Consider the following 25,909-nt stretch of genomic DNA (forward strand, 5'->3'; position numbering starts at 1 on the left):
CCTCTCTGGGTCATAAACGGCGCGAAAAAGACCAGGGCAGCCTCCACGCTGGGGCATCCCGGCCTTTTTCACCCGTTTTACACGAAATTATCGTTGTTTACTTCAGCAGTTGTTCCTTAAAAATCTTCAGCAGATACTCAAGGGTTGTTGGATCGCTGTACGAAGAAGCTTCCGTATCGATTTCAATGACGTGACCGTTTTTGACGGCAGGGATCTTCTTCCAGGTGTCCGTCTGCATAAAAGAGTTGTCGCCCGAAGCGCTTCTGCTGAGAACGATATAATCGCCTGCATAGTCGTTCAGCACCTCAGGGGAAAGCGTGTAATATCCCGGTCCCAGCGCGTCGGCTTTTACTTTTTCCGGCATATTCAGTCCCATGCCCTGATACAAAATTTCGGTTCCGCGCGCCCAGGCGTCGCCGAAGACATAAAAGTTTTTGGAGTCGGTTTCGATAACCGATACCGTGGCGTTTTCGCCGATTTTGGCTTTAATTTCTTTGCCGGCTTCCTCGGCACGTTTTTTGAAGTCGTCAACCCAGGCTGTTGCTTCCTGTTCCTTGTTCAGCAGCTTGCCGATTTCGATCTGTTGGGTAAGGTAATCGTTTTTCCCCCAGGTGTAGGCGACGGTCGGGGCGATTTCCTTCAGTTTGTCGAGGTTTTTGCTGCTGGCGTCGGCGATGATCAGGTCAGGCTCAACTTCGATGATCTTTTCAAGGTTGTCTTCGGAGACCACTTCAACTCCGGACAGCTTGTCGGTAAAAAGCGGGTTTTTGTTCGTCCACTCGTCCACGCCAACCAGCGTTCCATTGAGAGAGAGGACGTTTGGCGCATTGGTCAAAGCGACAATCCGCTGCGGATTAGCTGGCACTTCGACCGGTCCCAATTCGGATTCGTATGTAATCGTGCGGGAATCGGCTGTATTTTGGGCTCCATCTGCCGCTGGTTCGCTTGCTGCGGGTTCACTAGCTGCCGGACTGGTGCTTGCGGCCGGGCTGCTGTCTGGAGCGGCGGTTTCCTTATTTGAGCTTGCGGCGTTGTTGCCGCAGGCGCTGATCATCAGCACTGCCAGCATAAGGAGGATGGGTAAAAAGACCTTTTTTTTCATGTTCGGACCCCTTCTAGTTAATATTGATAATCAATCTCATTTGAGTTTTAATATATCCGCATTTGCTAGGAATGTCAACGAATGCAGCTTGCGAATATTGGGCTCGGGCCCGCCGGGAAGGATAGATAGAAGGGGTGCAGTCTGTCTGGGCAAGGGCTAATCGCCTTAAAGATTCTAAGATAATTATGCAAAAGAGAGCTATTTCCCTGTCCGGTAGTGCAGCGGCGCATGGCCGGTCACGGCTTTAAAGACTCTGCCAAAATGGGCGACGCTGCCAAAACCGACTTTTGCCGCAATCGCCGCGACTTTTAATCCGGTATGCTCCAGCAGCTTTTTGGCTTCCTTGATCCGCACGCTGTTGACATATTCCACGAAGGTAAAGCCTGTCGCCTCCTTAAAAAAGCGGCTGAGATAAAAGGGGCTGATATAAAACCGCTCCGCCACAAGGTGCAGCGACAGCTCTTCCATGTAGTGCCGGTTGATGTAGCCGGCCACCTCGGAAATGCGCTCATGCATCGGGCTGAGATATGCGGGGGGCTCCGTTTGTGTGTTCTGCAAATGGCGGCAGCAGTGGAGCAGGAGCTGGAGCGTCAGCGTCCGGGCATAGAGCTCGAACCCGGGTTTTTGTTCTTCCATTTCCTGTTTCATAAGGCGGGCGATGTCCTCGATCAACAACCGCTCCTGCAAAGAGCTTCTAATAATCCGGTATTTCGGCTCCAGCAGCGGTTCCCAAATGGCATGCTCCGGCTCGTCTAAAGACGTGATATGCCGCTGATGGATATTGACGATCAACCGCTCATGCTCAGGCAAAGGCGCGTTGGTGGTCCGGTGCAGCATATTGGGCGGAATAATGATCACGTCGCCTTCCTGCACCGCAATGGTCCGGTCCTGAATAAAAAACTCCCGCCCGCCCGATACGAGGTAGTAGATCTCGTAGTTATTATGAAAATGGCTTGCCGGCATATGATGCTGCAGCGCCCGCCGGTAAGACACAATAAAGCTTCCTTGGCTGTCTTCGTAATAAAGCTCCGCCACTCTGATCACCCTTCCCGCTGCTCAGATCACTTTAACAACAAGATAGCTGTTTCGCGCAAGATATGCAAAGAAAAATGGGTTTGGCGCAAAAAATGTACATCTTCCTCTGCTACGATGAACGTAAGAAACGCACAGAAGGGAGAAAATTGATCATGCAATCTTCTGAAATGGCGAGAGTTAAGGAAAACAGCACTACCTGGGGGCCGCTCGACTGGGCGGAAGCGGGCTGCGAAGCACTGATGGCCAAATACGAGCCGGAGCAGCTGCCGCCGGGCTGGTTTCACTATCATCAAGGCGTATTTCTGTCGGGGATGGAGAAGCTTTGGAGAGTCACCGGCAAGGACAAATATTATCAATACATCAAACGTTGGGTGGATTCGCATGTACAGCCCGATGGCACGATCGAAAAAATGAAGGCCGATGAAGTAGACGATATTCAGCCGGGTATTCTGCTATACACCCTTTACGAGCAGTCGGGCGACGAACGGTATAAAAAAGCACTGGACCGCCTAGTTCCGCTGTTTCTATCCTGGAAAAGCAACAAGGAAGGCGGCTTCTGGCACAAAGGCAATCTGCCGAATCAGATGTGGCTGGACGGACTGTACATGGCCGGGCCGATTGCGGTCCGTTACGCCAAGGAATTCGGGCACAGCGAGTATTACGATCTGCTGGCCCGTCAGGCGATTTTGATGGAACGGCACTGTAAGGATGAAGCAACCGGGCTGTTCTACCACGGCTGGGATGAAAGCAAACAAGCGACGTGGGCCGATCCGGAGACGGGGCTTGCGCCGGAATTCTGGGGGCGGGCTATCGGCTGGTATCCTGTCGCGCTGCTGGAAATGCTGGATGATCTGCCGGACGATCACCGGGATAAACCGGAGCTTGTCCGCATTCTGCAGGAGCTGCTTACCGCCCTGCCTAAATATCAGGATGCTGCCAGCGGGCAGTGGTATCAGGTTGTCGACAAAGGAGACCGGCCGGACAATTGGCTCGAATCCTCCTGTACCGCGCTGTATGTCCAAGCGATCGCAAAGGCTGTCCGGAAAGGTTACCTCGGCGCCGAAGCGCTAGAAGCAGCTTGGAAGGGATACCAAGGCGTAATCAATTCGCTGAAGTTCGACGAGAACGGGCACGTCGTTATCGGGAACATTTGCATCGGGACGGGTATCGGCGATTATGCGCATTATATCGCCCGGCCCACAAGCGAAAACGACCTGCACGGCGCCGGAGCTTTTGTGCTGATGTGCGTCGAAATGAGCAAAGCACCCCGCCCGTAAACGGCGGAACGATTGCAGCAAAACCCGTCTACACCGGTGGCGGGAAATTCATGAACATTTGATGGAAAAAGGGCAGCCTGTGTCATTTTAGATGACAGCAGGACTGCCCTTTTTGCTAGGGCGTGTATGCAAACTATAAATTAAGGAAATCAGGGTCAGTCAAACGATACCGTGATGGGTTACGAAATGCTATCAACCCTGGATCTACACCTGTTTATTGTCAGATCGATCTCCATTATACATAACACTTTGGAATGAATCCTCTCCTGTGACACACCCGCAGCGGATTACCACAGCACGCGATACCGTGGTGCTTTCCGGACCCAGAGGCCGTTATTTCTGAAATTCTGGGGCTTTGGCATGCCTTGGCGGACTCCAGTTCCGTTATTCGAACCGAAAACATACAAACTATGGCTTCTCCGCGTAAATAGGTGCATCTGAGTCCGTCACTTTGCCAAAACACGGAATAATCAGCAAATAAGGCATTCTGTGTCCGTATACTTGTACCCCTACTTTCTCTGGCGGCTGCAAAAGGCGGGAATCTGGGATGAAATCTGAAGTATGAATGCTTTTTTAATAAAATGAAGAATTATCAGCGCTTGGCAGCCCGCTATGGACAAGACAGCGAGCATGTTCAAGGCTTTTTTGGCGTTAATTTCGATTAGGTTATGGCTGACATAAGTTTGTGTACAGGCTCTAGTGAAAGGCCGGGTTTTTTGAAACAAAAGGGTATCCGTCCCTCTGAGTAACGCAAGTCATACAAAGATTAACCTAAATTTGTTCACTCGATTGAATAGATTTGTTGACGGATGTTTTTTTCCTCATGGACTACAATTTATTGAAAGAATGGACGTTTAAGTGAGGATGGAGGAAAATCTGTGGTACAAACCAAACAGGAACATTACGATATTGTGGTTTGCGGCGGAGGTTTGGCCGGATTTTGCGCGGCCGTGGCGGCAGCAAGACTGGGTTCGACGGTATGTCTGATTGGGGATCGTCCCGTGTTCGGAGGCAACAGTTCATCTGAAATTCGCGTCACACCGCATGGTGCGGCGGCTTTCCATGCGTATGCCCGGGAGACGGGGATTATTTCCGAGCTGTTGATCGCAGAACGGTCTCTCAATCACGAGACGATCCGGGAGAATGGATGGACAAATAGTGTTTGGGATATGACGTTGTATGATATGGCTGTCAGCACGCCAAATCTTACGTTTTATCTGAACACCTCGGTAACCGGGGTGGATATGGACGGATCGCAAACGATTCGAAGCTTGACGGCGAGGATGGCTGGAGCGGAGACCGAACTGAAGATCGGCGGCCAAATCTTCATGGACTGCACGGGAGATGGGGTGGTCGCCGATGCGGCCGGATGTGAATGGAGATGGGGCAGCGAAAGTAGAGAGGAATTTAAAGAACCGCACGCGCCGCTGGCCGCAAGCGGCGACACTATGGGCAGCTCTATTCATTTTAAGGCCCGGGACATGGGCAGGCCGGTTCCGTTCAAAGCACCGGAATGGGCGGTGCGGTACGAAGACCCCGCTTTTTTTGCCGGTCAGGGAAGGCATTTTTATGAATTGGAATCGGGTTACTGGTGGATCGAGATCGGCGTGCCTTGGAATACGGTGTACGACCAAGAAAAAATCAGGCATGAGTTAACTTGTCATACGCTGGGCATATGGGATTATATCAAGAATCGGGATCCGCTGTTGAAGGAGCATGCCGCTCATCTGGCGTTGGACTGGATCGGCCAGGTTCCGGGCAAACGGGAAAGCCGGAGAGTTATGGGACGTTATCTTATGACCGAACACGATCCGGCCGGCAAAACGGTGTTCCCGGATGAAATTGCTTACGGCGGATGGTTTATCGACTTGCATACGGCCGGGGGACTGTTAGCGGGGAGCGCGGAGCCTTCCAGTGCGGAAGGCTACAAAGAAACGACCGAATACGCGGTCAAAAGCTATTGTGGTCCTTACGGCATACCGCTGCGAATCTTGCTCGCCAAGGATGTGGACAATTTGATGATGGCAGGGCGTAACGTTAGCGTCACCCACGCCGCATTGGGAACGGTGCGGGTTATGGCAACCACGGCTCTGATGGGGCAGGCTGCCGGGACGGCAGCGGCCATTGCCCTGCGCCAAGGGATCGGTGTGGCGGAAGTAACGGAGCGTTGTATCGGCAAAGTGCAGCAGCAATTACTGCGGGACGGATGTTTTCTTCCGAATGTCCGGGGCTGTGATCCCGAGAATCTGGCAGGCCGGGCCCGCATGACGGCCAGCAGTTCGGAACCGGTGCAGGGGGCCGGGCCGGACAGTTTTGATACGACCGGGGGTTTTATTCTGGGTGGCAGGGAAGAAAGACAGGGAACGGAAGAACCGCTGAATCACCGGCGCGGTCAATGGATTGCTGTCGGTCCGGAAAAAATCCGCTCCCTATCGGTATGCTTAACCAATAACTCGGACAAGGAACAAACCGTAGCCGCAGAGCTTATAGACGTGGAACATATATGGGATTATCGCAGCCGGGGATCGGCCAGGATCGCCCAAGCGGAGCTTGTCGTTCCGCCGGGGAAAAAACAATGGATCCCGTGGGAATTATCGCCTGAGGAAACCATGCTTATGCGGCCGGGGGGGTATATCCGTCTTGATTTGCTGTCCTGCCCTTCGGTGGAGTGGCACATCGCGGGAACCGTTATTCCCGGGCATACCTCCGCCTACGAAATGGGCGGCGGCCGCATGCGAAGATATCGGGACGGCGGCACGCTCAGCTACCGGGCAACCCCGCCGCAAAGCTGCTTTCCGGCGGAAAACGTGCTTTCGGGAATCACTCGTCCCTACGATTATACGAACCTTTGGCGTTCCGACCCTGCGGATTCCAAGCAACCGTGGATAGAGATGGAATGGAAAGAAGCGCAGACCATCGGCATTATCGAGGTGACTTTTCCAGGCCACCTGTTGCGTGAATACCATAACTATCCTCCTTTCTACCGCGATCCTCAAACGGCGAAGGACTACTGTATCGAGGTTTGGAACGGCGACGGCGATGGCGAAGGCGATGGCTGGAGGGAAGTAGTCCGCGTGGAGGGGAATGTTCAATGCAAAGTCCGCCATAAATTGGAGGAGGCGGTTTGCGCCGATAGATTAAGACTTAACATTCTGGCAACCTGGGGGGATCCGGCCGTAGGGGTGTATGAAATCCGTTGTTATCGTCCGTAAAATAAAAAATACGTTTCTCCCGTAATCCCTGCCTGTGCTACACTAGGGCTAACCACAGCAGGTCATAACTATATAGACTGAACTATTGAATGACAGGAAAAAGGAGACGGTACGGAGGCAATTTGGAGATGGAGGAGTGAACGCGAGCGCCTTTATCTTCGGAGTTCTCCCGCTAACCGCATCTACCATTCAGGAACTCCGAAAATAACAGCAACTGGAAGTCCCAAATTGGCCGCAGTGACAGCTCCGTTCCACCTGTCCTTCTTAAATTCAGTCTATATAGACAGGGGAGAGGGGGTTGCGCTTGAACTGGAACTTGAACTGGAACTTGGCCTTATTTAACCGTCTCAGTTTAAAACATCGCTTGTTTATCTCCATTTTGCTCTTCGTGCTGATTCCGGCAACCATCGTGCAAATTCATAGTATTGCCCGGCTGGAGACGATGATGAAGGACAATATTGCGGAGCAAAATATCGGGCAACTGGATTCATTAAAAAATAGCCTGGAGAATCTCAGGCTTGGTGTTCTTGGATCGATGCTTCAACTGGAACGCGACCCTGAGGTAGTCCGGATGCTTCGGACGCAGGGAGATATGAAAGAGGAAGACCGCCAGCTTTTTTTGCAAAACCGCCTATTGAGCGTTAAACAAGGCCTCATGAATGCCGTCATCCCGGTTAATATTACATTAGCCGATTCGTCAGGGCATGTTTATACCTCCCTTGAGGAAGGGACCGAAAGAACGGGTGCGGCGATAGATTCTAACGGGAATTTAAAGGCAACCGATTCGCTTTTTGACGGAGCTGCCTTTCGGCGGCTTCTGTCTGCGGAGGAACCTTATTTCTGGACGGTCCATGCATCTGAAGACAGGTATGAGAGTACAGTTCCGCCCTCCGAGCTTTTTTCCCTTTACGGAAAACTGCAAACCCCTGAGGGGGATACCTTCGGTTATATCCGCATCAGCTTGGATATCAAAACCTGGATGAATTCGATTACGGGCGGATTTTTGATCAAGCAAAATTATTATTTGCTGGACGGACAGGGCAAGCCGATTCTGCTGGAAGCGGATGAATCAGAGGCGCAGCGTTTGCAAACGATGCTTCCCGCATTTAAAAAAAATCCGAGCCGGTATTTCACCGATTCTCAGGATCAATATATGTATAACGGGGTTTATATGCCCAATATGAATTGGTACATGTTAAACCGCTTTCCCTTGGAAGCGTTATCAGGTAATGTATGGCCCATGAAACGGCAGGTTATTTTTTCTTTCGTGTTGACGGTTATCGTATTTATGTTGGTTACCTATGCGATTGTGTCTTCTATTCTGCGGCCGCTGCGCCAGTTACAGCGCAAAATGACGCAGATGGCGGATCAGTATACACATCTTCATCTGCAGGAGTCCAGATATAAAGGCGAGACGCGGGAGCTGGCGAGATCCTTCAATCAGATGACGGACGACATTCGCAAGCTGATTGCCACTTTACGGGCAGAGGAACGCCAAAAAGAAGCTTTGCGCTTTCAAATCCTGATGTCGCAAATGAATCCTCACTTTTTGCTGAATACCTTAAACACCCTCAAATGGAATGCGCGGAGCCAAGGGGATGCGGGAACCTACGAAATCTGCCAGAATCTCGGCAGGCTGCTGGAATGCGGTCTGAATACCGAGGTGGATTTGGTTCATTTGAAGGAGGAAATCCGTCTGGTGGAGTCCTATCTTTATATCCAATCTTTCCGTTATGACCATACCTTTCAGTCGGACATCGAGATGGAGGCAGGGCTGGATTACGCGTTAATTCCCAAGCTCAGCTTGCAGCCGCTGGTGGAGAACTCGCTGCACCACGGTTTGATTCATATGCGCGAAGGCGGCCGCATTTTTATACGGGTCACCAAGGAATCAAGTAAATTGAGAGTAGAAATTCTGGACAATGGACGAGGCCCCGCAGCAACGGAAGCTGAACACCCCCCGGGAAGGCGGCGGGGAATCGGAATCAGCAATCTCAAGGAACGCCTTGCCCTGCTGTACAAAGGAGAAGCTGGCCTGGAGCTGACTCCCGCCAACCCGGGTATGCTTGCGGTGCTGGAAATTCCGCTGCTGATCTCCTCACCCTATGATAAGGAGGAAACCCGACATGTGGAGTATCCTGCTCGTTGAAGATGAGCCATTTGTGAGAAGAACGATCCGAAACACGATTCCGTGGGAAAAACACGGCTTCACCATAGCGGCCGAAGCCGCCCATGGCTTGGAGGCTCTGGAGCAAATGGAGGCGTTGTCGCCGGACATTGTAATCAGCGATGTGCTTATGCCCTATATGGACGGTATCCAGCTGCTTCAGCAGGCGAGAAAACGGGGGAATGAAGCGGCATTTATTATGCTAACCTGTGCCGGTGAGTTTGAATATGCCAGAATGGCGTTGGAGTATGGGGCCTCCAGCTATATTTTGAAATTATCGATGGATGACGACAAGCTGCTGGAAGCTTTAAATAAGGTGAAGGGCCGCCTTCAGCGGCAAGCCGAGGAAAAGGCGAAGTTGAAGTGGGAGTATCTGGAGGAACGTCTCCCTTACTTATGGAAGAAAGCCTGCGGTAAAAAACTATCCCCGATGGAAGCGGGGAAATTGGCCGAGTTAAACATGCATGAGATCGGGTCCAAACTTATCTTGCTGACCTGGCTGGAGCGTGAAAAGGGGTTATCTTGCGAACAAGCGGGGAAGATGCTGGCTGACGAAAGGCCGGATTCATACCGAGTCATAGCCCACAGTGCGATGGGGGTCAGCACCTTGCTGATTTGTCCCGGCGATGCCGCCGCTTCTTCCGCTTTAACCCGAAGGTTGAATGATACGACAACATTTACGGCGCTGTGCCGTACGGTCTATCTGGAGCATAAAACGGCGGACGATATCGCGGAGGAATGGGCCCAAATGCTGCGGGAGCTCGACCGCTATTATTATGGGTGCCGTACGACGGTCAACAGCGGATATCAGATCGGCCGGCAGGACGAATACCCCGCCATTCCTTGGGAACTGGAACAAGAGATCCTGCACCGGTTTGCCAAGGCTGCGGTCAACGAATGCGCGGAAAAGCTCAATGAGTTATGGTCCTTCATGGAGACCCATTTGCTGCCAATGGTCCAAGTAAAGAAAACGGCTGAACGGCTGGACAGACTTTTTGCCAGCATTAGCCGCAAGCCGTTACTTTCCGAGGGGGAGGAGCTGGTGCTGTGTACCAATCATCAAGCCATGCTCGAGTTGCTCTCGGAGCGGATGATCCGGTATTCCAAGGGAAAAACCAGACCGGCATTGGAGGAGACGGACCATAAAGAAATTAACCGGGTGATCCGTTATGTAATCGAGCATTTCGACGAAGATATCTCGCTGCAGGCCATGGCCCAAAGAGTGAACATGGATGAGAATTATTTGAGCGGACTGTTTAAAAAGAAGACCGGCCAGACGTTCATCGGTTACCTCCAGCAGGTTCGGGTTCAGGAGGCCAAAGGATATTTGGAGCAAACGGACCTGACGGTGGCCGAAATTGGCGAGAGATGCGGATTTGCCAACCCCAGTTATTTTTTTAAAATATTCAAAAGGTGGACGGGGCTGCGGCCGAGTGAATACCGTTTAGCTATAAACTCCACAACCCCTGATTAAGTTGGATTCTTCCCCTGCAATCCGAAATTAGGGGTACCGTAAGAGCGGAAGCCGGGCAATAAGCCCGGTTTTTGCGTCTTTACCACGATCGGCAGGTTAAAAGTGTAATTCGTTTATTCAGTAAAAGAGATTTGTTGATTATGGACTGGTATAGGGTCTGATATCATGCTTTTTGTAAGCGCTTTACATCACCTTAGGAAAAGGAGGCGCAGCTTATGCGGGGAAGCGACGGAACAAAACGAATCACGATGCTGCTGGTGTTTATGGTGATTTTGATGTGGTGTTCAGGCGGTTTGATGGATCCGCCTCTTATCGCCGCGGCGGGCAAGGGGGATTCGGAAGAAGGGGAATATACGTGGGGGCAAGTACCGATCGGCGGAGGAGGTTATATCACCGGAATCGCAGTTCATCCGCAGGAGCCGGATCTGGTCTACATACGTTCGGATGTCGGCGGGATTTTTCGTTGGAATGAAGAAACCCGCAGCTGGAAGCAGTTAATTGGTGAAGCGGATCGTCAACATGCCAATTTGTACGGCGGAGAAAGCCTTGCCTTGGATCCTTCCAACCCCGATGTTGTTTATGCCGCTTTGGGAAGGTACGACTACTCAAGTCCCAGCGACGTTTACAAGTCGGCCGATCGGGGCGAAACCTGGTCTCCTACCGGGCTGAATGCCAGAGGCAAAGGGGTAAGAATGTCGTCCAACGGACAAAACCGGGCGGCCGGAGAAAGGTTGGCCGTGGATCCGAATAACAGTGACATCATTTATTTCGGTTCCCGTTATGACGGTTTGTTCCGAAGCAGGAAGGCGGCTGAGTATGGAAGCTGGGGACGGGTCGAATCCTTTCCTTCTCTGAACAATCAGCCTTATGGAATCAGTTTTGTGCAGTTTGACCCGTCTTCAGGCAGCGGGGGGACGGGAAGTTCCGTCCTGTACGCGGGTGCGTACAATTACGGTGTCTATGTTAGCCGTGATGCGGGGGAAACCTGGGCGCTGCTGCCCGGCAGTCCCCAAAAACCGAATCGCGCCGCCGTTTCGAAGGACGGAACCTTATATGTAGCGCACGGACAGGGACTGTACAAATTTAAAAATGGAGTATGGTCGGAAATTACGCCGACAGAGGACAAAGGCCAGCCGTTCGGCTCGATCGCCGTGGACCCGGCGGATTCGGGCACGCTGCTGTCGGCCCGCCGGCAGGACGCGCACGGCAATCCGATTTACCGCTCGACCGACGGCGGGGCCCACTGGGCCAAATTGCCGGTCAGCCGAAATTCGCTGGTCCCATGGATGCCCTCCTGGCATTGGTCGTCGGCCACCTCCGCTCTGGCTTTCGACCCTTTTCATCCAGGCCGGGTTTGGATGACGGATTGGTATTATGCGTGGAGAACGGAGGACATCAACGAAGTCCCTTCCAAATGGAGCAACCCCGCCAAGGGGCTTGAGACGGTAGTCAATGTGGCGAATCTCGTGAGCCCTCCGCTCGGTAACCGGATCCTGCACAGCGGGATTGCGGATAACGGGGGCTTCGACCATCGCTCGCTGGAGAGCTTTCCGGAGTCCACTTACTTCACGTCGTCCGGCGGCATCAAGGAGCTGACCAGCACGGGAATTGACGTTTCCGCATCCCGGCCTGGTTTTGTGGTTCGTGTCGGCACGTATGGATGGAACGGCGACGGCAGGAGCGATCCGGGCGGCGGCGGGTATTCAACCGATGGCGGCAACACGTATACGGCGTTTCCAACCCTTCCCTTCAAGGGAGTCCAGGGTGGAAAAACTGCGGTTTCGGCTACCTACTCCAATAATGTAGTGTGGATGCCGCAAAAAGGCTCGGTATATTATACGCAGGACCTTGGCAACTCCTGGAGCAAGAGCGCGGGACTGCCGGCAGACATGATCACAGGAGATCATATTTTTGCCGGTTATTATCAACCGCTGGCTTCCGACAAGGTTAAGGATGGGGTTTTCTACGCTTACGACTACAAAAACGGGAAGTTCTTTCGCAGTGCAAATGGAGGGAGATCTTTTGAACCGGTTTCCAATTTACCTGCCCAACAAGTCCCATGGCATAATGTTCAGGCAGCTCCGGGAGTTATGGGCGAGGTTTGGATAAGCCTGAATGACCTGGGCTTGTTTCGGTCGGGCGATGGCGGCGGCCGATTTGAGCGAGTGAACAATGTGGAGCAGGCTTATCTTTTCAGCTTCGGGAAAGCGGCTCCAGGCCGGTTAAATCCGGCGGTATTTGTATTCGGCAAAATCTCAGGTTTTCCGGACGAGGCCATTTACCGGTCCGATGATATGGGATCCACTTGGGTTAAGGTGAGCGTTTCCGATCCCTTCCCCGGCAATGAGCCGAACAGTATGGCGGGAGACATGCAGGTCCACGGCCGGGTGTATGCCGGTACCAACGGGACCGGAATTTTGTATGGTGAACCGGGCAAGCCTGTTCAGCTTCCGGAATTTAACGACAACAAGGCGCCAAAGCCGCCAAAGCGTCTGGAGGTTAAAGCCAAAGGAACAACGTATCTGGATTTAAGCTGGGACACAGGTGTGGACTCGGAATCAGGGATTCGCGGTTACCGTATTACCAATGCGGCGGGTCAAACCCTTGCTGAAACTTATGGGACTTCCTACAGCTTTTCCGGCCTGGAGCCCAATACTAAGTATATCTATTTCGTACAGGCGGCAGATTTGGCCGGTAATTTATCGAAAGCCTCCAAAATCACTGCCAAGACCGAGCCCAAGGACGTTACCCCGCCGCAGACGCCGCGTGATTTTCAGGCAGAGGCCTTATCTTACGCCAAAATAAAACTGACCTGGAATGCCCAGGGAGATACAGCGATCGCGGGTTATCATTTATACCGCTCGACCGAACCCGCATTCGTACCCGGGCAAGCGAACCAGATCGCTTATATGCTGCAGGGGGACAGTCATTTGGATACGGACGGGGTGGAGGCCGAGACAGCCTATTTCTATAAATTGACCGCCGTGGATTTGTCCGGAAATGAATCGGCGCCTTCCGGGGAGGTTCGGGTGGAGACACCGGCGGATCAACGGGTTGACATCATCGTCGATAACCGGGATCCCGGCTTTTCCGTGGACGGTCTTTGGCAGAGCAGCACGTATTCGGCCTCCAGATACGGAGAGGATTATTTGCATGACGGAAAAGCGGCCGGAAAGCGGGCCACATGGACCCCTGACCTGCCACAGGCCGGGGAGTACAATGTCTACATGCTTTGGAACGCTTCACCGAACCGGACCTCCAAAGCAGCCGTGGAAATTACGCATCAAGACGGAAGCGCAACCGATTTGACCGTTAACCAGATGAAAAACGATAACCAGTGGGTATGGCTCGGGAAATACCGGTTTGGAGAAGGGACGGGCGGATCCGTCACGATCCGGACCGCCGGTGACGAAACGACGATTGCAGATGCCGTCAAGTTCTCTCTAGCCGTGCATGATCCTTATGGAGAAACTCATGCGATAAACCAATAGAAGGCGAATCCCGCTAAAAACAGAAATATGTGCATGACACTGCTGAGAAATGACGATATCGGCCCTGACCCCTCTTCGTTATGATGGGAGTATATAACGGAGAGGAAGATGGTGAGTATGAAACAGCACGTCAATTTGCCCGCACATTCACCCCAGTCCGCCGGAGGCCTATCCGGACTGCGGCTGCGCAGGCTATCGGCGGAGATTTGGAAAATGAGAGCGCTGTATCTCATGTTGTTGCCCTGTCTGATTTGGTATTTTATTTTTAAATATCTGCCCATGTACGGGGTTGTGATTTCATTTAAGGATTACAATTTTGCGGAGGGGATATTCGGAAGCCCTTGGGCGGATCCATGGAACAAGCACTTCAAGATGTTCTTTGAATCCCCCTATTTCTCCCAACTGTTGACCAACACGCTGTTAATCAGTCTTTACAAGCTAGTGTTTGGGGTATTGCCATCGATTATTTTGGCCATCGTCTTTTTCGAATGCCGCGTGGGCTGGTTAAAACGCTGGGTTCAAACCTTGAGTTACATGCCGCATTTTCTGTCCTGGATCGTCATTTACGGCATCTCCATCGCCTTTTTGTCGGAGACTACAGGCCTCCTTAACCGATTGATTACGGAGACGGGAGGAAACGCCATTCCGTTTCTGAACGGGACGGAGTGGTTCCGCAGCATTCTGGTTTTGACGGAAATCTGGAAGGATCTCGGTTGGGGGGCGATCATTTATCTGGCTGCAATCAGCGGTATTGATCCGACGCTGTTTGAGGCCGCCAAAGTGGACGGAGCCAGCCGGCTAAAAATGATATGGCATATTACGCTGCCCGGCATCCGTAATGTCATTATATTACTGCTCATTCTTCGGATAGGGAGCATTTTGGACGCGGGGTTTGAACAGGTTTTTGTTTTCTATCATCCGAGGGTGTATGAGGTCGGCGATATTATCGATACCTGGGTGTACCGGACCGGCCTGGAACAAATGAATTTTAGCCTCGGCGCGACCGTCGGCCTGTTTAAATCAGCCATCGGGTTTGTTCTGGTGCTGGGGGCAAACAAGCTGGCCAAAAAATGGGGGGGAAGCATATGGTAACCAGCCGGTCGGATAAATGGTTTAATGCCGTTATATATGTCATCTTGGTGCTGGTTGCCGTAGCCGCAGTATTTCCGTTGCTTTATGTGATCTCGATGTCGCTGACTCCCTACAGTGAGGTGGTTAAAAACGGCGGTTTTATCGTATTGCCCCGTAAAATTTCTTTTGAGGCTTACGAACGCATCTTTGCGGACCCGGCATTGGGACGCTCGATGGTAGTGACTATAATCGTTACGGTTGGCGGTACGCTCGTCAATATGCTGTTTACCACGTTGGCCGCTTATCCGCTGAGCCGTCGGAATTTGCCGGGACGCACTTTTTTTCTGCTGTACATGGTATTCACTATGCTGTTCAGCGGCGGTTTGATTCCAACCTATCTTGTCATCCAGTCGCTGGGCATGCTCAACACGCTGTGGGCCTTGATCATCCCGGGCGCGATCGCTACGTTTAACGTGCTCATTTTGAAAAGTTTCCTTGAGACGCTGCCGGAAGAACTATTCGAATCCGCACGGATGGACGGAGCCAGGGAATTCCGCATCCTGTGGCAGGTGGCTGTTCCGCTGTCGCTGCCCTCTATGATGACCGTTGGTTTGTTTTATATGGTCGGGCACTGGAATTCGTTTTTCTCAGCGGTGTTGTACATCACGGACACGGACTTGAATCCGCTTCAGGTCGTTATCCGAAATATGCTGTTATTGACGCAGTCCAGTGAACTGCAGGCGGAAGTTACTGTTCCTACGGCCGCGATGCAGATGGCGGCGGTCATTGCCGGCAGCCTCCCGATCATAGCCGTTTATCCTTTCATCCAGAAGCATTTTACAAAAGGCATGCTGCTGGGGGCAGTGAAAGGTTAAGCGAGCGCTGTGGGTTGAAACCGTGTGGCGGTATTTTATAACTATAGAGGTGGGACGATCCATGAAAAGAAACCGAATTTGGTCCGTATCTTTAGTTGTCGTTTTGGCAACAGTGCTGCTAAGTGCATGTGGAGGAAAAGAGGAAACAAAAGCCAACGGCTCCGAAGGAGCTAAAGCGTCCGGCTCCGTTAAGATCAAAGTATCCCAAGTCAGCTGGGGAACGAATTTGCCGGCCGACGATTTTGTAAAAAAAGAGCTTGATGCCAAAATGGGCATCGATTTGATGCAAACCTTAGTGGGGGACCAGGCGGATTATGAAAACAAAATCAATGTGCTTGCCGCTTCCAACAATCTGCCTGACTTGTTTATGGTGACAGGTAAACCTCATTTGCAGAAGTTGGCGGAATCGGGCAGCCTGCTCGATTTGACGCCATATCTTGAAAAAATGCCCGATTACACCAAATTTGCCGGCAACGATGTCATCAAGAAAGGGATCGTTTCGGAAAAACAATATGCGCTGCCGAAGGCGGGGCAGGCGGTGTCGTACACTTATTGGATCCGCAAGGACTGGCTCGACAATTTAAAGCTTCAGCCGCCTGCAACCGTAGATGAATTGCTTGCCGTAGCCAAGGCGTTTACGGAGCAGGACCCGGACCAAAACGGAAAAAGTGACACTTTCGGCATTACGGGTACTAATTTTCAAACCTTTGATCCTATTTTTGGCGCCTATGGCATTACTAATATTTTTGAGGGTTCCAAGCTGTTTGTGGAAGACGGTAAAGTAACGAATACGCTGTATCACCCGAAAATGAAAGAGGCGCTGGCGGCGATTAAAAAGTTTGTGGATGCCGGAGTGGTTGATCCGGAGGTCGTGAGCAACAAAGGGACGATGGCGAAGGATAAGGCGTTCCAAGGCAAAGTGGGGATGATCAACCTGGACTGGGCGCAGATCGTTAAAGACGATCAGGTGGCGGTATGGAAAGGGGCCAATCCCAAAGCCGAATGGATTCAGCTGAATCCGCCAAAAGGACCGGATGGAACGCAGAATTCCAATTCCATCAACATCGGGGCTACCGGCGGTTTGTGGGCTATTCCGAAACGGCTGGAGAAGGAGCCTGAGAAACTCGACAAGATTTTGGAGCTGATCAATTACCTTGCAACGCCGGAAGGCGGACGCCTGGTGCAATTCGGCCTGCAGGATGTTCATTATAAGCTGAACGGCGAACAAGTGGTCATCACGGACAAAGGAAAAGAGGAGGCCGGGTTTACGTGGTTGTACCAATTTGCCGGGCGGGAGGAGACGGAGTATTTAAAAACGAAGTTTGCCGCTCAAGCCAAATACATCGAATTTGAGGCAAACTTGCCCAGAATTCAAACGCTTGATGGTTATGTCCAAAGCCCGCCAGGGTACAATGCGGCGGATGCCAACCGCTTCGTGGAGGAGGAAATGATCAAATTCGTATACGGCAAAAGCGGTTTGGACCAGTACGATCAATTCCTCAAAACCCTAGAAAGCACCTTTAGTTATAAAAATTATATGGATTCCGCTTTGGAACAGTTGAAAGAACTCGGTTACGGCAAATAGTAAGATATAGGTTCTCGAAAAAAATGGACATAACGCAACAAACAAGAGAAGCACCTCGCAGATAGGCTGGATCAGCCTGTTTTGCGGGGTGTTTTTTGCGCCAATGGATGTGATTTCCAAATTAGGATGCAGGCGTTGTATAATATGGAATGAAGGGCTGCATCTGTTATACCCGCTGCATCCCGCGCAGCTGTGTAAGAGGCATATAGGCACAGCGGCATATTTTCCTTTTTCTTGGATTGAAGTAGAATGTAAGGAACGTATGTTCGATTGAATGGAGGAAAAAGGAATGGGAAACAAGCATCGTTTGCTCGAAGAGCTGGAGGATTTCGCGGATTTCGCCTCCTCGCTTTGCGACTGCCCGGATGAAGTGCTGTGCGGGAAGATTACAGAGGTATGGACCTTATGCGATGTAATCAGCCACATTACGGGTTGGGACCGTCATCTGGAGGAACACGTAGTGCATCAGCTGCTGGAGCATGAACCGGTTCAGCTGGGAGAGCATCCGGATGTGCAGGCTTTTAATGAAGCTTCGGTGGCATGGGGCAGATCCTTGATTCCGCAAGAGCTTCTGGACGAAGCGGTGACGGTCCGCCGGCGTCTCATCGCGAAGCTGCGCGTGATTGCGGAAGAGACGTTTCAGGTTCCATTAGGGGACAGGGGGTATACGCTGGAGCGGTTTTTGCAGGAAATGTTCGTGGAGCATGACCTGCATCACAAAGAGCAGATTTTGCACTTTTTTTCGGCTGAAATGGTCAGTGTTCGTTCGTTTTGATTCTTTGGTTCCCATAACAAGCGGGCCAGCGGTAACCTAAAATACGGAGCTTGTGAAGCAAGCTTCCGGTAAAGGGGGGAGACGATGCGCGAAGAAGAGCGGATTCAGGAGCTGGAGCAGCGGGTCAAGCGGCTTGAGGAAGAACGTCAAGTGTCCGGAAGCGGCGGCAGGACCGTGAGGATTTTGCTGATAGCGGCAGCTGTTGTTATGCTGCTGATGGTTTTAATTGGAGTCCTCCAATTTGTAAGTACAGGATAGATCTGATTGTCGGGATAACTGCGGATTATGGGTTTCTTTTCCGCCATACGGGCGCCATTTGGGGCATCCACCCAATCCAGGGCCACGAAGACTGCATACCCTATGATGTATTCAAAAACAGAAGGAGGAATTACACATGGGTGAGTGTTGCGGAAACGGCGGAGGAAACGGCGGAGGTTACCCGGGCTACGGCTTCACTTCGACAAGCGCGATTCTGGTACTGTTCATTCTGCTGGTTATCATTTCCCGTTCGCTGTTCGTGTAAGAACAGTCCCCGAAGTATCGAGCCGCCGGGCATTTTGCCCGGCGGCTTTTTTAGGATGAGGCTCGGACAGGCTGCTTGCTGTACTGCTTGGCAGGCGCTGGCCGCAGGAATGAAGCATTAGGTATTAGGCAAAGGCATGAAGCATGAAGCAAAAAAGCCAAAAGCCAAAAGCCAAAAGCCAAAAGCCAAAAGCCAAAAGCCAAAAGCCTAGAGCCTAAAGCCAAAAGCCTAGAGCCTAAAGCATCAGGCCTCAGCCCTCAGCCCGTTAAGGAAGGTCAATTACTGCGGTAAGGTCGCTGCCCGGCTCTCCGAACTGGATGGAGGTGAGCTCCATGTCTTCCGGAATGGAGATAAACGCTTCCACGGTTTTGTTGACGCCTGGCTGAATGCGCAGCGCTTCCCCTGAAGCGTTTAATTCGGTCAGGCTTTGCGCGTTGACGGAGACTCCCGTTATGAAATCGGTTGCTCCCCAGTACGCTTTTCCCGTAGGCTTGTTCGGTGTCTGGACATCAAAATTAATAATGGCAAATTTCTGGCCGCTGCGGGCCTGGAAGCCAAAAGAGCCTGCCGGAGTATAGGTGCCTGTCGAGTACGTAACCCGGTTGAGCTTCAGCACGGAACTGCCAAGTGTAAAAGCCTTGCCCTGCACATATTCGCCGTCATTCGACGAAGCGCCGCCTGTACCGCTGCTTGGAGGCTGGGGGGTGACAGGTGTAGATGGCTGGGATGCCGTACCTCCTGGCGTCTTCAGTGAGATCGATTTGACCTGGTTATTGAAGGTCAGTCCGAGACCAAGCATTTCGCTGATGTCCCGAACCGGCAGATACGTCGTGCCGTTATACAGGAGCGGCTGGTGTTTGAGCACTTGCTTTTCCCCGTCGATCCAAATTGCGAATTTAACGAGCTGGGCTTGTACGCTTGGGATGGTTGCCGCGGCAGCCATCCCGGCTGAACCGATAAACAGGCCGGCTACGAGACCGGCAATCATTTTTTTCATGCGTTCTCTCTCCTTTATTCCAGCATTTACCCTGTATATTAACCTTTTTTACGTTAAATGTCACAAGAGCGGTTGCCGCAACGATAGGGAGAATACAGAACAGGACGGCTGCGCAAGTTAGAAATGGACCGTAATTTAATTGATGAAAAGGGGATGCACCAACATGATGTTAGGATCGCACGAAGCCCACGAATTAAATGAACTGCTGCTCAGCTGTACAAATTCCATCCAATGTATGGCTCTGTTTCTGAACCAGGCAACCGATCCCGAACTGCGGAGTATGGTAGCCCGGCATTATGCTGTGCATGTGCAGGACTATAACATGAAAGTCGAGTTTGCGAACCGCCAGTATTCGCCCGATATGCTGAACGTTCCTTCCATGACACAAGCCGGCGCCGCGGCCATGCCTTCGATGCCGCAGTATCCGCCGCTGCAGCCGGAGGTCCAGCTCCAGCGGCTGGATGACCGCTCGATTGCCACCTCCTACCTGCTGACGCTGAAGCGTGCCGGACGGGAGTACGCCTGGGCAGCGTTTGAATGCTCGACTCCGCAGCTGCGCACCTTCCTGGAGGACGCCTTCCGGATGTGCTCGCATCAGGCTTTTGAAGTGTGGCAGTACATGGCCCGCAAAGGCTTCTACCCAGTGATTCCAGCAAGCGATGCAGCGATGCGTTCCATGCAGCAGATCTATCAGCCGGTGCCTGAACACCAACCGGGTCAGCTGTACAGCTAAAGAGATATTTTGAAGACTTGTTAACAAAAGCGGCCGGGGAGGCTGCAGCTGCATTGTTTGGTTCCGTAGCAGGCTAATCTTATCCCTCGTGATTGCTGAAGTTGCCCCGCTGATGCGGGGCTTTTTTTAGCGGGACTGGAAGGGAGGTTATATTCGGAGAGTAGAGCAGAGTAGAGAGAGAGTAGAATAGAGAGTAGAGAGTAGAGAGTAGAGAGCAGAGAGCCGAGTAGAGTAGATTAGGGTAGGGTAGGGGACTCAGGGTTGAGGTGCGGAAGGAGATAAGCATGGAAGGCCGCGGGCAGCAGGCGGTTTATGGGTTATGGCCGTTGGTCCGAACTTGGCGTTTTGTGCTACGATAGGAGCGTAACTTTAGCCAGAGCGAGAGTACGGAGGAAGTACATAGGAGTGTCCGTTGTTGAGCAACAGCAGAACAGGTACCAGGTTGTGTGTAAGAAAAACACCTGCATAAGCGTATCAGCCGACCTAGATAAGGAGTGAGCGAATGGCAGAGGAAGAACTGCTGGATGTGCTGGATGAACAGATGAAGGTTGTAGGGACGGCAAGCAGGGAGCGGGTGCATGCGGAAGGATGGTTGCACCAGACGTTCCACTGCTGGGTAGTGACTCACGGGGAGCATGGAGAATGGAGTATTGTATTTCAGCTGCGTCATCCGGATAAAGATACGTACCCGTGCAAGCTGGATACGTCCTGCGCCGGGCATCTCTTGGCGGGAGAAACGCCGGCGGATGGAATCAGGGAGCTGGAGGAAGAGCTGGGACTGCGGGTAGCGCCGAACGAGCTGATCTACTGCGGCATTGCCCGGGATGAAACGGTGGTCTCGGCGACTATTACAGACCGAGAATTTAACCATGTCTACTTGTATCCGTGCGACCGGAAGCTGGGCAGCTTTGAGGTTCAGACGGCGGAGGTGTCGGGTTTGTTCCTGTTTAATTTAACGGAGATCCAGGCTTTGCTCCATGGGGAGCGTGAAGGGATAACCGCGGTGGAAAGTATGGTTCTGGAAAGCGCGCCGCCCGGATTCGAAGATCCGCAGAAGATTTGGACGCTTCAGGATTTCACCCCAAACAACGAGCCGTATTACCGGCTGCTGTTTGATACACTTCGCCGGCTGGAGAGAGCTGAAGGCGAGGGTGCAGAAAAGTAGAAAGTTAGAGAAGTGAAAAAATGGAAAGTGGGGAGACGGAAAAAATAGAGAAATAGAAGAATAGAATAATAGAAAAAAACGAATAGTAGAAAAAACGAATAGTAGGAAAATAGAATCAAAGATGAGGAATAGGAGAGGAAAAAATGTTAAAAGGTTTTTTGTTTCTTGCGGTATCAATTGTATCGGAGGTGTTCGGCAGCACGATGCTGAAAAGCACTCATGGCTTCACCCGGATCTGGCCGAGCCTGGGCGTTATCCTCGGATACGGCATCGCCTTCTATTCGCTGTCCTATGCGCTCAAAGCGATGCCGCTCAGCACCGCTTATGCGATCTGGTCTGGAGTGGGAACGGCGCTGACGGCGATGATCGGGGTGCTGGTATATAAGGAAGTACTGTCCTGGCAGGCCGTAGTTGGCCTGATCCTGATTATTGCCGGCGTAGTTTTCCTGAATTTAAAAGGTCCGGCTCACTAATCCTTATTAGCTCTTTGCAAACCCGGCAATCCGAGACTCAGGGGTGCATGGCTGTAGATCCAGCAGAACGCAGGGTTGTAGAGCTCCGGGACTGGAGAGCCGTAGCACGCAGAATCGGAGGGTTGATGAGCTGCAGGACCGCACGGCTGTAGGACCGTAAGGCTGTAGAGGCCTCAGGCGCCAGAGCCGGGGTCTGTAGAACGCAGAGCTTACAAGGCAATCTCTCGAATAAGCTCCGGTGAATCGTTTTTCACACTGCCTACCGCAGGCGAAACCGGGTAAGCCCGCAGTCTGCCGTCCTCGAACGGCTTCAGCATCTCCAGCAGCCGGGGAATGTCGCGGTTGGTCCGGTCCAGCCAGGACTGTTCGTCCTCAGGACGGAGAATGACCGGCATCCGGTGATGGATGGAGGACATCAGCTCGTTAGGGGAGGTGGTGATAACGGTGCAGCTGGAAATCTTGCGCCCTTCGGGGTCTGTCCAAATATCATACAAGCCGGCCAACGAAAAAATCCCGCCCTCCCGAAGTACGATCCGCATTGGCCGTTTCCCGCCTTCCTCCTGTTTCCATTCATAAAAACCGTCCGCCGGCAGGATGCAGCGCCGGGTGGGTAGCAGCCGCTTGAAGGCGGCCTTGGTCATCAGGGTCTCGGCGCGGGCGTTAATCATTCCCGCAGCGGAACGCTCGTCTTTGGACCACGCAGGAACAAGCCCCCATTTCAGAAGGCCGATCCGGTTCTTCGTCCCGTCATGAATAACCGCCGGCACCTGCTGCGAGGGAGCGATATTGAACTTCGGCAGAAACGGAAGCAGCGACGGATCTGCCGTCATATAGCGCAGCAGGAGTTCTTCCATCGTTACGGTGACGGTATAACGTCCGCACATTTTCGCATCAATCCTTTCTGTGAACGGAGGAGTAGAAGCTGGTGCCGCCGGAAGCCATTCGGGGAGAGAGGTTCCGGTTGTCCGCTACGCGGGTAGACTCCGCCACGGCAAGCAGCTGTCCCTGCAAAATCCGCCGCTGAATCTGGTCGATCCGGTGCAGCGCCAATTCTTCAGGCACCTGAAACGTCTCCGCTACATAGCCAATGGCTTCGGTCCGCTTGTCCGGAACAGGCAGGGACGAGAACAAGGAAAAAGGAATGGCGGCGTACGGCACAAACCGGTCCGCTTCGTCCTCCTGCGCCGGGGTATACCGGCCGGGAAGCAGGGTGCCGTCCCCGGCATGCCGCAGCAGATGGCACAGCTCATGCAAAAAATCAAGCCGCTGCCGCTCCGGAGACAAACGGCTGTCCAGGAACATGCTGTATGTTCCCGCTGCAGCTTCCACGGCTTTGCTGGGTACATCCAGATAATGAACCCAGATGTTCAGGCGTTCGGATAAATACTCGATAGAAATCCGGGAAGGATCGCTGACCCCCAGCCTCCGGAACAAGTCCTCTGTCCATTGTTCGAGTTCTGTCATTTGGTAGTATGTATTCATGGCAATCACCTCATTACGGATCGTTGTGCATTACGTTTCCATAAGAAAAGCCCAAGGAGGGCGGATAAATTAAGTATATCACAAAACAGAACATTTGTTCCTACTTTATGCGAATTTTTTTCTGCACATCTTGGGGCAGCTTCTGCAGTCCTTAAGCGTAACTTGGCAGATTCAAGTTATGCCCTAAATTCCCTGAATCTTACACTTAAGTAAGCACCCAGTGCAAAATCATGACGCTTCCGCAGAAAAATAGGAATGGTGCTGTCGTTTCTTGTCTAATCCTGTTTTTTTCAGTTGCATCTTTGTCCATTCGCTTCTATTCTGTACTATGGAGGGATGGAGATGAAGATGAAAGTGCCGGCGGCCCTGCTGCTTGTTTCGGTGCTGCTTGCGGGATGCGGAAACTCCGGAGCGAAGCTGGATACCCAGGAAGCGATACAGGAGAGCGTCCAGGATTTTTACAATAAAGTATCGGAATTGGAGGTTGCCGGGAAGGAAGCGCTGGAGTCGTTTAACGGCACTATCGCAGCTTATACGGAAGGCAAAGCCGATGAAACGGAGCTGGAAAAAGCGATTGACAGCTTCCAGTCGGCTACAGCCGACATCCGGGAAAAAGCGGCCAAGCTGGAGGTCGACAGCGGTCTGCCCGACGATGTGGAGCAGCTGATGGATGAGGCTAAAACGTCTTTTCAAGAGGCCTACAAGCTGAAAGCCCAGGCTTCCGACAGCGTCGACTCCGCGGATGTAACCGCCGAGCAGTTTGACGAAATGAACAAAAACGCCGATATTGTCATGCTGTACGGCATTTCGAAGCTGAAAGAAGCAAGATCAGCCGTTGGCCTTGACGAAGAAGAGCTGGCACCAAGCGCCACGCCGTAAAATTACATATACGGAGCGGAGACGGGCCTCACCCAGGTGGGGCTTTTTGTCGTGCGGCAGAGGGGGGCTGGCCTAGCACCGGTCCGGCGGCATAGACTTGGCAGGAGTGCTAGTCCGTGCTGGAACAGGGCATTATTGACATTGATTATGTCTTGTACAGGTGGTTATAATACAAACATACGTTCCTGTTTTCCTGAAAGGGGAGAAGGAGATGCTGGGGGATACGGCACGCAAGCTGCTGCGCATTTTATACCACTATTCCGGGCATTACCGGCGAATGCCGGATATGCAGACACTCCGGCGGCTGTCGGGCCGTACGTATCCGGATGTGATTGCCGGGATGTCGGAGCTGGCCGAGCGGCGGTACATCGCCTGGCGCCGGGGAATGCGTGTAGAACGGGCGGCGCTGCTGGAACCTTGGGAGCGGCCGGAAGAGCTGCCGGTCAGCAGGCGATCCGGGGGCAAGGGACACTGGCTGGAGTGACTCAACTGGATGATACCAACTGAATGATACCAACCGAATGATACCAACCGAATGATACAACTGGATGACTCCGGATGGAACAAGGCCGGCTGGACGGTACCGGGGCTTTCAGTGAGCAGTGACCAGTGAACCCGCACCTAGCCCAGGAGCAGTAAGGTGTCAGACGCGCAAGATGCAAAGAAAGGACGGAGAATAGCAAATGGGCAGAAAATTGGAGGGAAACGGATTATGGGAAAGCAGCCGGATGATGCTGCCCGAACACAAAAGCCGGATTATCCGCGACGAGCGGGAGACAGCGCGCCGGGTGAAGCCGGTACTGGACCCGCAAAGGCTGGAAGAAATGGAACGTTTGCTGGCCCAGTCGCTGAGGGAGCACGTCAAAATTACGGTAGTGCTGTTCGACCCGTTCGATGATGAACGCTTAAGCGGGTTCGTGACCTCCATTCACGCCCACTCGCGGGAAATTAAGCTGCAGTGGGCGGAAGAATGGAGATGGATCGGTCTGTCCGAGATCGTCGACGTTTACCCCTGCTGAGCTTCGCCCGTCTTCTCGTAGGCGATTAGCGTCACGGGCTGGCCGGTTAACTCGCGAATCCGGGCTTCGGCGCTGCGGATAATTTCCACCGCCCGCCCATCTTCGTCCAGACCGGCCACCTCGTAGCTGTCGCTGTGAATGTCCATGATACCCCACCTTTCTTTGAAGGTAGGGTCCCCGTTTTTTTGCTCCGGCATACACCTGACTGGAACGGAAGAGAAGAGGAATGTCTGTGCCGTTTTTCATATGTAACCGTTTTCTTTGGTGATATAATGTAGCTATCATATGGAGGGAGTTGGTGCTCTGTGTATGATTTGAAGCCTTTTTATAGTGTAATGGACGAAGAAGCAGACCGGATGCGCTTTAGGGACAGAGAGAAGCAGCAGATGGCGGGACAAATGCCGGGAATCTGGAGAGAAATCAGCGACTGGCTCATTGCCGGAGGAATTTTTGTACTGATTGTTTTTCTGATCACCAGCTTGTAATCGATCATATTTAGAGCCGCTCCGGTTGGGCGGCTTTTTTGTATGCCGTGAAGTTTTGCCGCATAAAAGGGAGGACGCAGGGGAATCTT

24 protein-coding genes are annotated in these 25,909 nt (G+C 52.4%); 18 read left to right on the plus strand and 6 right to left on the minus strand.

Going from position 1 to position 25,909, the window contains the following annotated elements:
- Positions 1–97 precede the first annotated feature (97 nt).
- Both ACE6ED_RS09920 and ACE6ED_RS09925 read right to left on the minus strand, forming a co-directional pair.
- A complete protein-coding gene (locus ACE6ED_RS09920; protein WP_410826949.1) occupies positions 98–1,102 on the minus strand; it encodes an ABC transporter substrate-binding protein in 1,005 nt (334 codons plus the stop codon).
- Positions 1,103–1,300: 198 nt separating this feature from the next.
- Complete coding sequence (locus tag ACE6ED_RS09925; protein ID WP_410826950.1) at positions 1,301–2,146, minus strand: AraC family transcriptional regulator; 846 nt, start codon at positions 2,144–2,146, stop codon at positions 1,301–1,303.
- Between the two features lie 143 nt (positions 2,147–2,289).
- Here ACE6ED_RS09925 and ACE6ED_RS09930 point away from each other — a divergent pair, with 143 nt between their 5' ends.
- The 11 genes from ACE6ED_RS09930 (at position 2,290) to ACE6ED_RS09980 (ending at position 18,587) form a co-directional block, all read left to right on the plus strand.
- The gene (locus tag ACE6ED_RS09930; protein ID WP_410826951.1) at positions 2,290–3,414 is read left to right on the plus strand and encodes a glycoside hydrolase family 88/105 protein; all 1,125 of its coding nucleotides are present in this window, start codon (positions 2,290–2,292) and stop codon (positions 3,412–3,414) included.
- Positions 3,415–4,292: 878 nt separating this feature from the next.
- Positions 4,293–6,626 carry an FAD-dependent oxidoreductase gene (locus tag ACE6ED_RS09935; protein WP_410826952.1) on the plus strand — a complete coding sequence of 778 codons (2,334 nt, stop codon included), beginning with the start codon at positions 4,293–4,295 and terminating at the stop codon, positions 6,624–6,626.
- Positions 6,627–6,930: 304 nt separating this feature from the next.
- Entirely contained in the window at positions 6,931–8,775 is a 1,845-nt protein-coding gene (locus ACE6ED_RS09940) for a sensor histidine kinase (protein ID WP_410826953.1), read from the plus strand.
- Complete coding sequence (locus ACE6ED_RS09945) at positions 8,753–10,267, plus strand: helix-turn-helix domain-containing protein (RefSeq protein WP_410826954.1); 1,515 nt, start codon at positions 8,753–8,755, stop codon at positions 10,265–10,267. Before ACE6ED_RS09940 ends, ACE6ED_RS09945 begins: the two co-directional genes overlap by 23 nt.
- 215 nt (positions 10,268–10,482) lie before the next feature.
- Positions 10,483–13,758 (plus strand): golvesin C-terminal-like domain-containing protein, encoded by a 3,276-nt coding sequence (locus ACE6ED_RS09950; protein ID WP_410826955.1) that lies wholly within the window; start codon positions 10,483–10,485, stop codon positions 13,756–13,758.
- Positions 13,759–13,875: 117 nt separating this feature from the next.
- Positions 13,876–14,850 carry an ABC transporter permease gene (locus tag ACE6ED_RS09955; protein WP_410826956.1) on the plus strand — a complete coding sequence of 325 codons (975 nt, stop codon included), beginning with the start codon at positions 13,876–13,878 and terminating at the stop codon, positions 14,848–14,850.
- Positions 14,844–15,704 carry a carbohydrate ABC transporter permease gene (locus ACE6ED_RS09960; RefSeq protein WP_410826957.1) on the plus strand — a complete coding sequence of 287 codons (861 nt, stop codon included), beginning with the start codon at positions 14,844–14,846 and terminating at the stop codon, positions 15,702–15,704. The genes ACE6ED_RS09955 and ACE6ED_RS09960 overlap by 7 nt, the downstream gene beginning before the upstream one ends.
- A gap of 61 nt (positions 15,705–15,765) precedes the next feature.
- Positions 15,766–17,289: an extracellular solute-binding protein gene (locus tag ACE6ED_RS09965; RefSeq protein WP_410826958.1), complete on the plus strand. Its 1,524-nt coding sequence runs from the start codon at positions 15,766–15,768 to the stop codon at positions 17,287–17,289.
- A 289-nt stretch (positions 17,290–17,578) separates the two neighbouring features.
- The gene (locus tag ACE6ED_RS09970; RefSeq protein WP_410826959.1) at positions 17,579–18,064 is read left to right on the plus strand and encodes a DinB family protein; all 486 of its coding nucleotides are present in this window, start codon (positions 17,579–17,581) and stop codon (positions 18,062–18,064) included.
- An 84-nt stretch (positions 18,065–18,148) separates the two neighbouring features.
- Entirely contained in the window at positions 18,149–18,322 is a 174-nt protein-coding gene (locus ACE6ED_RS09975; protein WP_410826960.1) for a hypothetical protein, read from the plus strand.
- A 136-nt stretch (positions 18,323–18,458) separates the two neighbouring features.
- Complete coding sequence (locus ACE6ED_RS09980; RefSeq protein ID WP_410826961.1) at positions 18,459–18,587, plus strand: hypothetical protein; 129 nt, start codon at positions 18,459–18,461, stop codon at positions 18,585–18,587.
- A gap of 265 nt (positions 18,588–18,852) precedes the next feature.
- On the opposite strand, the gene ACE6ED_RS09985 is transcribed toward ACE6ED_RS09980, so the two are convergent.
- Positions 18,853–19,584, minus strand: a complete 732-nt coding sequence (locus tag ACE6ED_RS09985; RefSeq protein WP_410826962.1) for a stalk domain-containing protein — start codon at positions 19,582–19,584, stop codon at positions 18,853–18,855.
- Between the two features lie 163 nt (positions 19,585–19,747).
- Between ACE6ED_RS09985 and ACE6ED_RS09990 the strand changes: the two genes are divergently transcribed.
- From ACE6ED_RS09990 to ACE6ED_RS10000, 3 genes are all read left to right on the plus strand, one after another.
- A complete protein-coding gene (locus ACE6ED_RS09990; protein WP_410826963.1) occupies positions 19,748–20,317 on the plus strand; it encodes a spore coat protein in 570 nt (189 codons plus the stop codon).
- A 502-nt stretch (positions 20,318–20,819) separates the two neighbouring features.
- On the plus strand, positions 20,820–21,482 hold the full coding sequence (locus ACE6ED_RS09995) for an NUDIX hydrolase (RefSeq protein ID WP_410826964.1): 663 nt from the start codon (positions 20,820–20,822) through the stop codon (positions 21,480–21,482).
- Positions 21,483–21,625: 143 nt separating this feature from the next.
- Positions 21,626–21,955, plus strand: coding sequence for a DMT family transporter (locus ACE6ED_RS10000; RefSeq protein WP_410826965.1), 330 nt, complete (start codon positions 21,626–21,628; stop codon positions 21,953–21,955).
- 209 nt (positions 21,956–22,164) lie between these two features.
- Here ACE6ED_RS10000 and ACE6ED_RS10005 read toward each other — a convergent pair whose 3' ends face one another.
- Together ACE6ED_RS10005 and ACE6ED_RS10010 are read right to left on the minus strand one after the other, a co-directional pair.
- Positions 22,165–22,839 carry an SOS response-associated peptidase gene (locus tag ACE6ED_RS10005; RefSeq protein ID WP_410826966.1) on the minus strand — a complete coding sequence of 225 codons (675 nt, stop codon included), beginning with the start codon at positions 22,837–22,839 and terminating at the stop codon, positions 22,165–22,167.
- Positions 22,840–22,846: 7 nt separating this feature from the next.
- A complete protein-coding gene (locus ACE6ED_RS10010) occupies positions 22,847–23,437 on the minus strand; it encodes an ImmA/IrrE family metallo-endopeptidase (protein WP_410826967.1) in 591 nt (196 codons plus the stop codon).
- Between the two features lie 342 nt (positions 23,438–23,779).
- Here ACE6ED_RS10010 and ACE6ED_RS10015 point away from each other — a divergent pair, with 342 nt between their 5' ends.
- The 3 genes from ACE6ED_RS10015 to ACE6ED_RS10025 all read left to right on the plus strand — a co-directional run bounded on the left by ACE6ED_RS10015 (position 23,780) and on the right by ACE6ED_RS10025 (position 25,335).
- Positions 23,780–24,316, plus strand: coding sequence for a hypothetical protein (locus ACE6ED_RS10015; protein WP_410826968.1), 537 nt, complete (start codon positions 23,780–23,782; stop codon positions 24,314–24,316).
- A gap of 211 nt (positions 24,317–24,527) precedes the next feature.
- On the plus strand, positions 24,528–24,800 hold the full coding sequence (locus ACE6ED_RS10020; RefSeq protein ID WP_410826969.1) for a hypothetical protein: 273 nt from the start codon (positions 24,528–24,530) through the stop codon (positions 24,798–24,800).
- 199 nt (positions 24,801–24,999) lie between these two features.
- The gene (locus ACE6ED_RS10025; protein ID WP_410826970.1) at positions 25,000–25,335 is read left to right on the plus strand and encodes a YolD-like family protein; all 336 of its coding nucleotides are present in this window, start codon (positions 25,000–25,002) and stop codon (positions 25,333–25,335) included.
- On the opposite strand, the gene ACE6ED_RS10030 is transcribed toward ACE6ED_RS10025, so the two are convergent.
- On the minus strand, positions 25,323–25,481 hold the full coding sequence (locus tag ACE6ED_RS10030) for a hypothetical protein (RefSeq protein ID WP_410826971.1): 159 nt from the start codon (positions 25,479–25,481) through the stop codon (positions 25,323–25,325). The genes ACE6ED_RS10025 and ACE6ED_RS10030 overlap by 13 nt on opposite strands.
- Before the next feature lie 159 nt (positions 25,482–25,640).
- Between ACE6ED_RS10030 and ACE6ED_RS10035 the strand changes: the two genes are divergently transcribed.
- The gene (locus tag ACE6ED_RS10035; protein WP_410826972.1) at positions 25,641–25,820 is read left to right on the plus strand and encodes a hypothetical protein; all 180 of its coding nucleotides are present in this window, start codon (positions 25,641–25,643) and stop codon (positions 25,818–25,820) included.
- Positions 25,821–25,909 lie beyond the last annotated feature (89 nt).

The organism is Paenibacillus nanchangensis (assembly GCF_046543445.1).
Taxonomy (GTDB): Bacteria; Bacillota; Bacilli; order Paenibacillales; family Paenibacillaceae; genus Paenibacillus_AQ; species Paenibacillus_AQ nanchangensis.

What these genes read in the sequence shown, in the direction of transcription:
- ACE6ED_RS09980 (WP_410826961.1), top strand. Translation starts at nt 18,459, where the DNA reads ATGGGTGAGTGTTGCGGAAACGGCGGAGGAAACGGCGGAGGTTACCCG.
- ACE6ED_RS09955 (WP_410826956.1), top strand. Translation starts at nt 13,876, where the DNA reads ATGAAACAGCACGTCAATTTGCCCGCACATTCACCCCAGTCCGCCGGA.
- ACE6ED_RS09995 (WP_410826964.1), top strand. Translation starts at nt 20,820, where the DNA reads ATGGCAGAGGAAGAACTGCTGGATGTGCTGGATGAACAGATGAAGGTT.
- ACE6ED_RS10025 (WP_410826970.1), top strand. Translation starts at nt 25,000, where the DNA reads ATGGGCAGAAAATTGGAGGGAAACGGATTATGGGAAAGCAGCCGGATG.
- ACE6ED_RS10020 (WP_410826969.1), top strand. Translation starts at nt 24,528, where the DNA reads ATGCTGGGGGATACGGCACGCAAGCTGCTGCGCATTTTATACCACTAT.
- ACE6ED_RS09960 (WP_410826957.1), top strand. Translation starts at nt 14,844, where the DNA reads ATGGTAACCAGCCGGTCGGATAAATGGTTTAATGCCGTTATATATGTC.
- ACE6ED_RS10030 (WP_410826971.1), bottom strand. Translation starts at nt 25,481, where the DNA reads ATGGACATTCACAGCGACAGCTACGAGGTGGCCGGTCTGGACGAAGAT.
- ACE6ED_RS10000 (WP_410826965.1), top strand. Translation starts at nt 21,626, where the DNA reads ATGTTAAAAGGTTTTTTGTTTCTTGCGGTATCAATTGTATCGGAGGTG.
- ACE6ED_RS10015 (WP_410826968.1), top strand. Translation starts at nt 23,780, where the DNA reads ATGAAGATGAAAGTGCCGGCGGCCCTGCTGCTTGTTTCGGTGCTGCTT.
- ACE6ED_RS09950 (WP_410826955.1), top strand. Translation starts at nt 10,483, where the DNA reads ATGCGGGGAAGCGACGGAACAAAACGAATCACGATGCTGCTGGTGTTT.
- ACE6ED_RS09975 (WP_410826960.1), top strand. Translation starts at nt 18,149, where the DNA reads ATGCGCGAAGAAGAGCGGATTCAGGAGCTGGAGCAGCGGGTCAAGCGG.
- ACE6ED_RS09985 (WP_410826962.1), bottom strand. Translation starts at nt 19,584, where the DNA reads ATGAAAAAAATGATTGCCGGTCTCGTAGCCGGCCTGTTTATCGGTTCA.
- ACE6ED_RS09970 (WP_410826959.1), top strand. Translation starts at nt 17,579, where the DNA reads ATGGGAAACAAGCATCGTTTGCTCGAAGAGCTGGAGGATTTCGCGGAT.
- ACE6ED_RS10005 (WP_410826966.1), bottom strand. Translation starts at nt 22,839, where the DNA reads ATGTGCGGACGTTATACCGTCACCGTAACGATGGAAGAACTCCTGCTG.
- ACE6ED_RS10010 (WP_410826967.1), bottom strand. Translation starts at nt 23,437, where the DNA reads ATGAATACATACTACCAAATGACAGAACTCGAACAATGGACAGAGGAC.
- ACE6ED_RS09965 (WP_410826958.1), top strand. Translation starts at nt 15,766, where the DNA reads ATGAAAAGAAACCGAATTTGGTCCGTATCTTTAGTTGTCGTTTTGGCA.
- ACE6ED_RS09930 (WP_410826951.1), top strand. Translation starts at nt 2,290, where the DNA reads ATGCAATCTTCTGAAATGGCGAGAGTTAAGGAAAACAGCACTACCTGG.
- ACE6ED_RS09945 (WP_410826954.1), top strand. Translation starts at nt 8,753, where the DNA reads ATGTGGAGTATCCTGCTCGTTGAAGATGAGCCATTTGTGAGAAGAACG.
- ACE6ED_RS09920 (WP_410826949.1), bottom strand. Translation starts at nt 1,102, where the DNA reads ATGAAAAAAAAGGTCTTTTTACCCATCCTCCTTATGCTGGCAGTGCTG.
- ACE6ED_RS09990 (WP_410826963.1), top strand. Translation starts at nt 19,748, where the DNA reads ATGATGTTAGGATCGCACGAAGCCCACGAATTAAATGAACTGCTGCTC.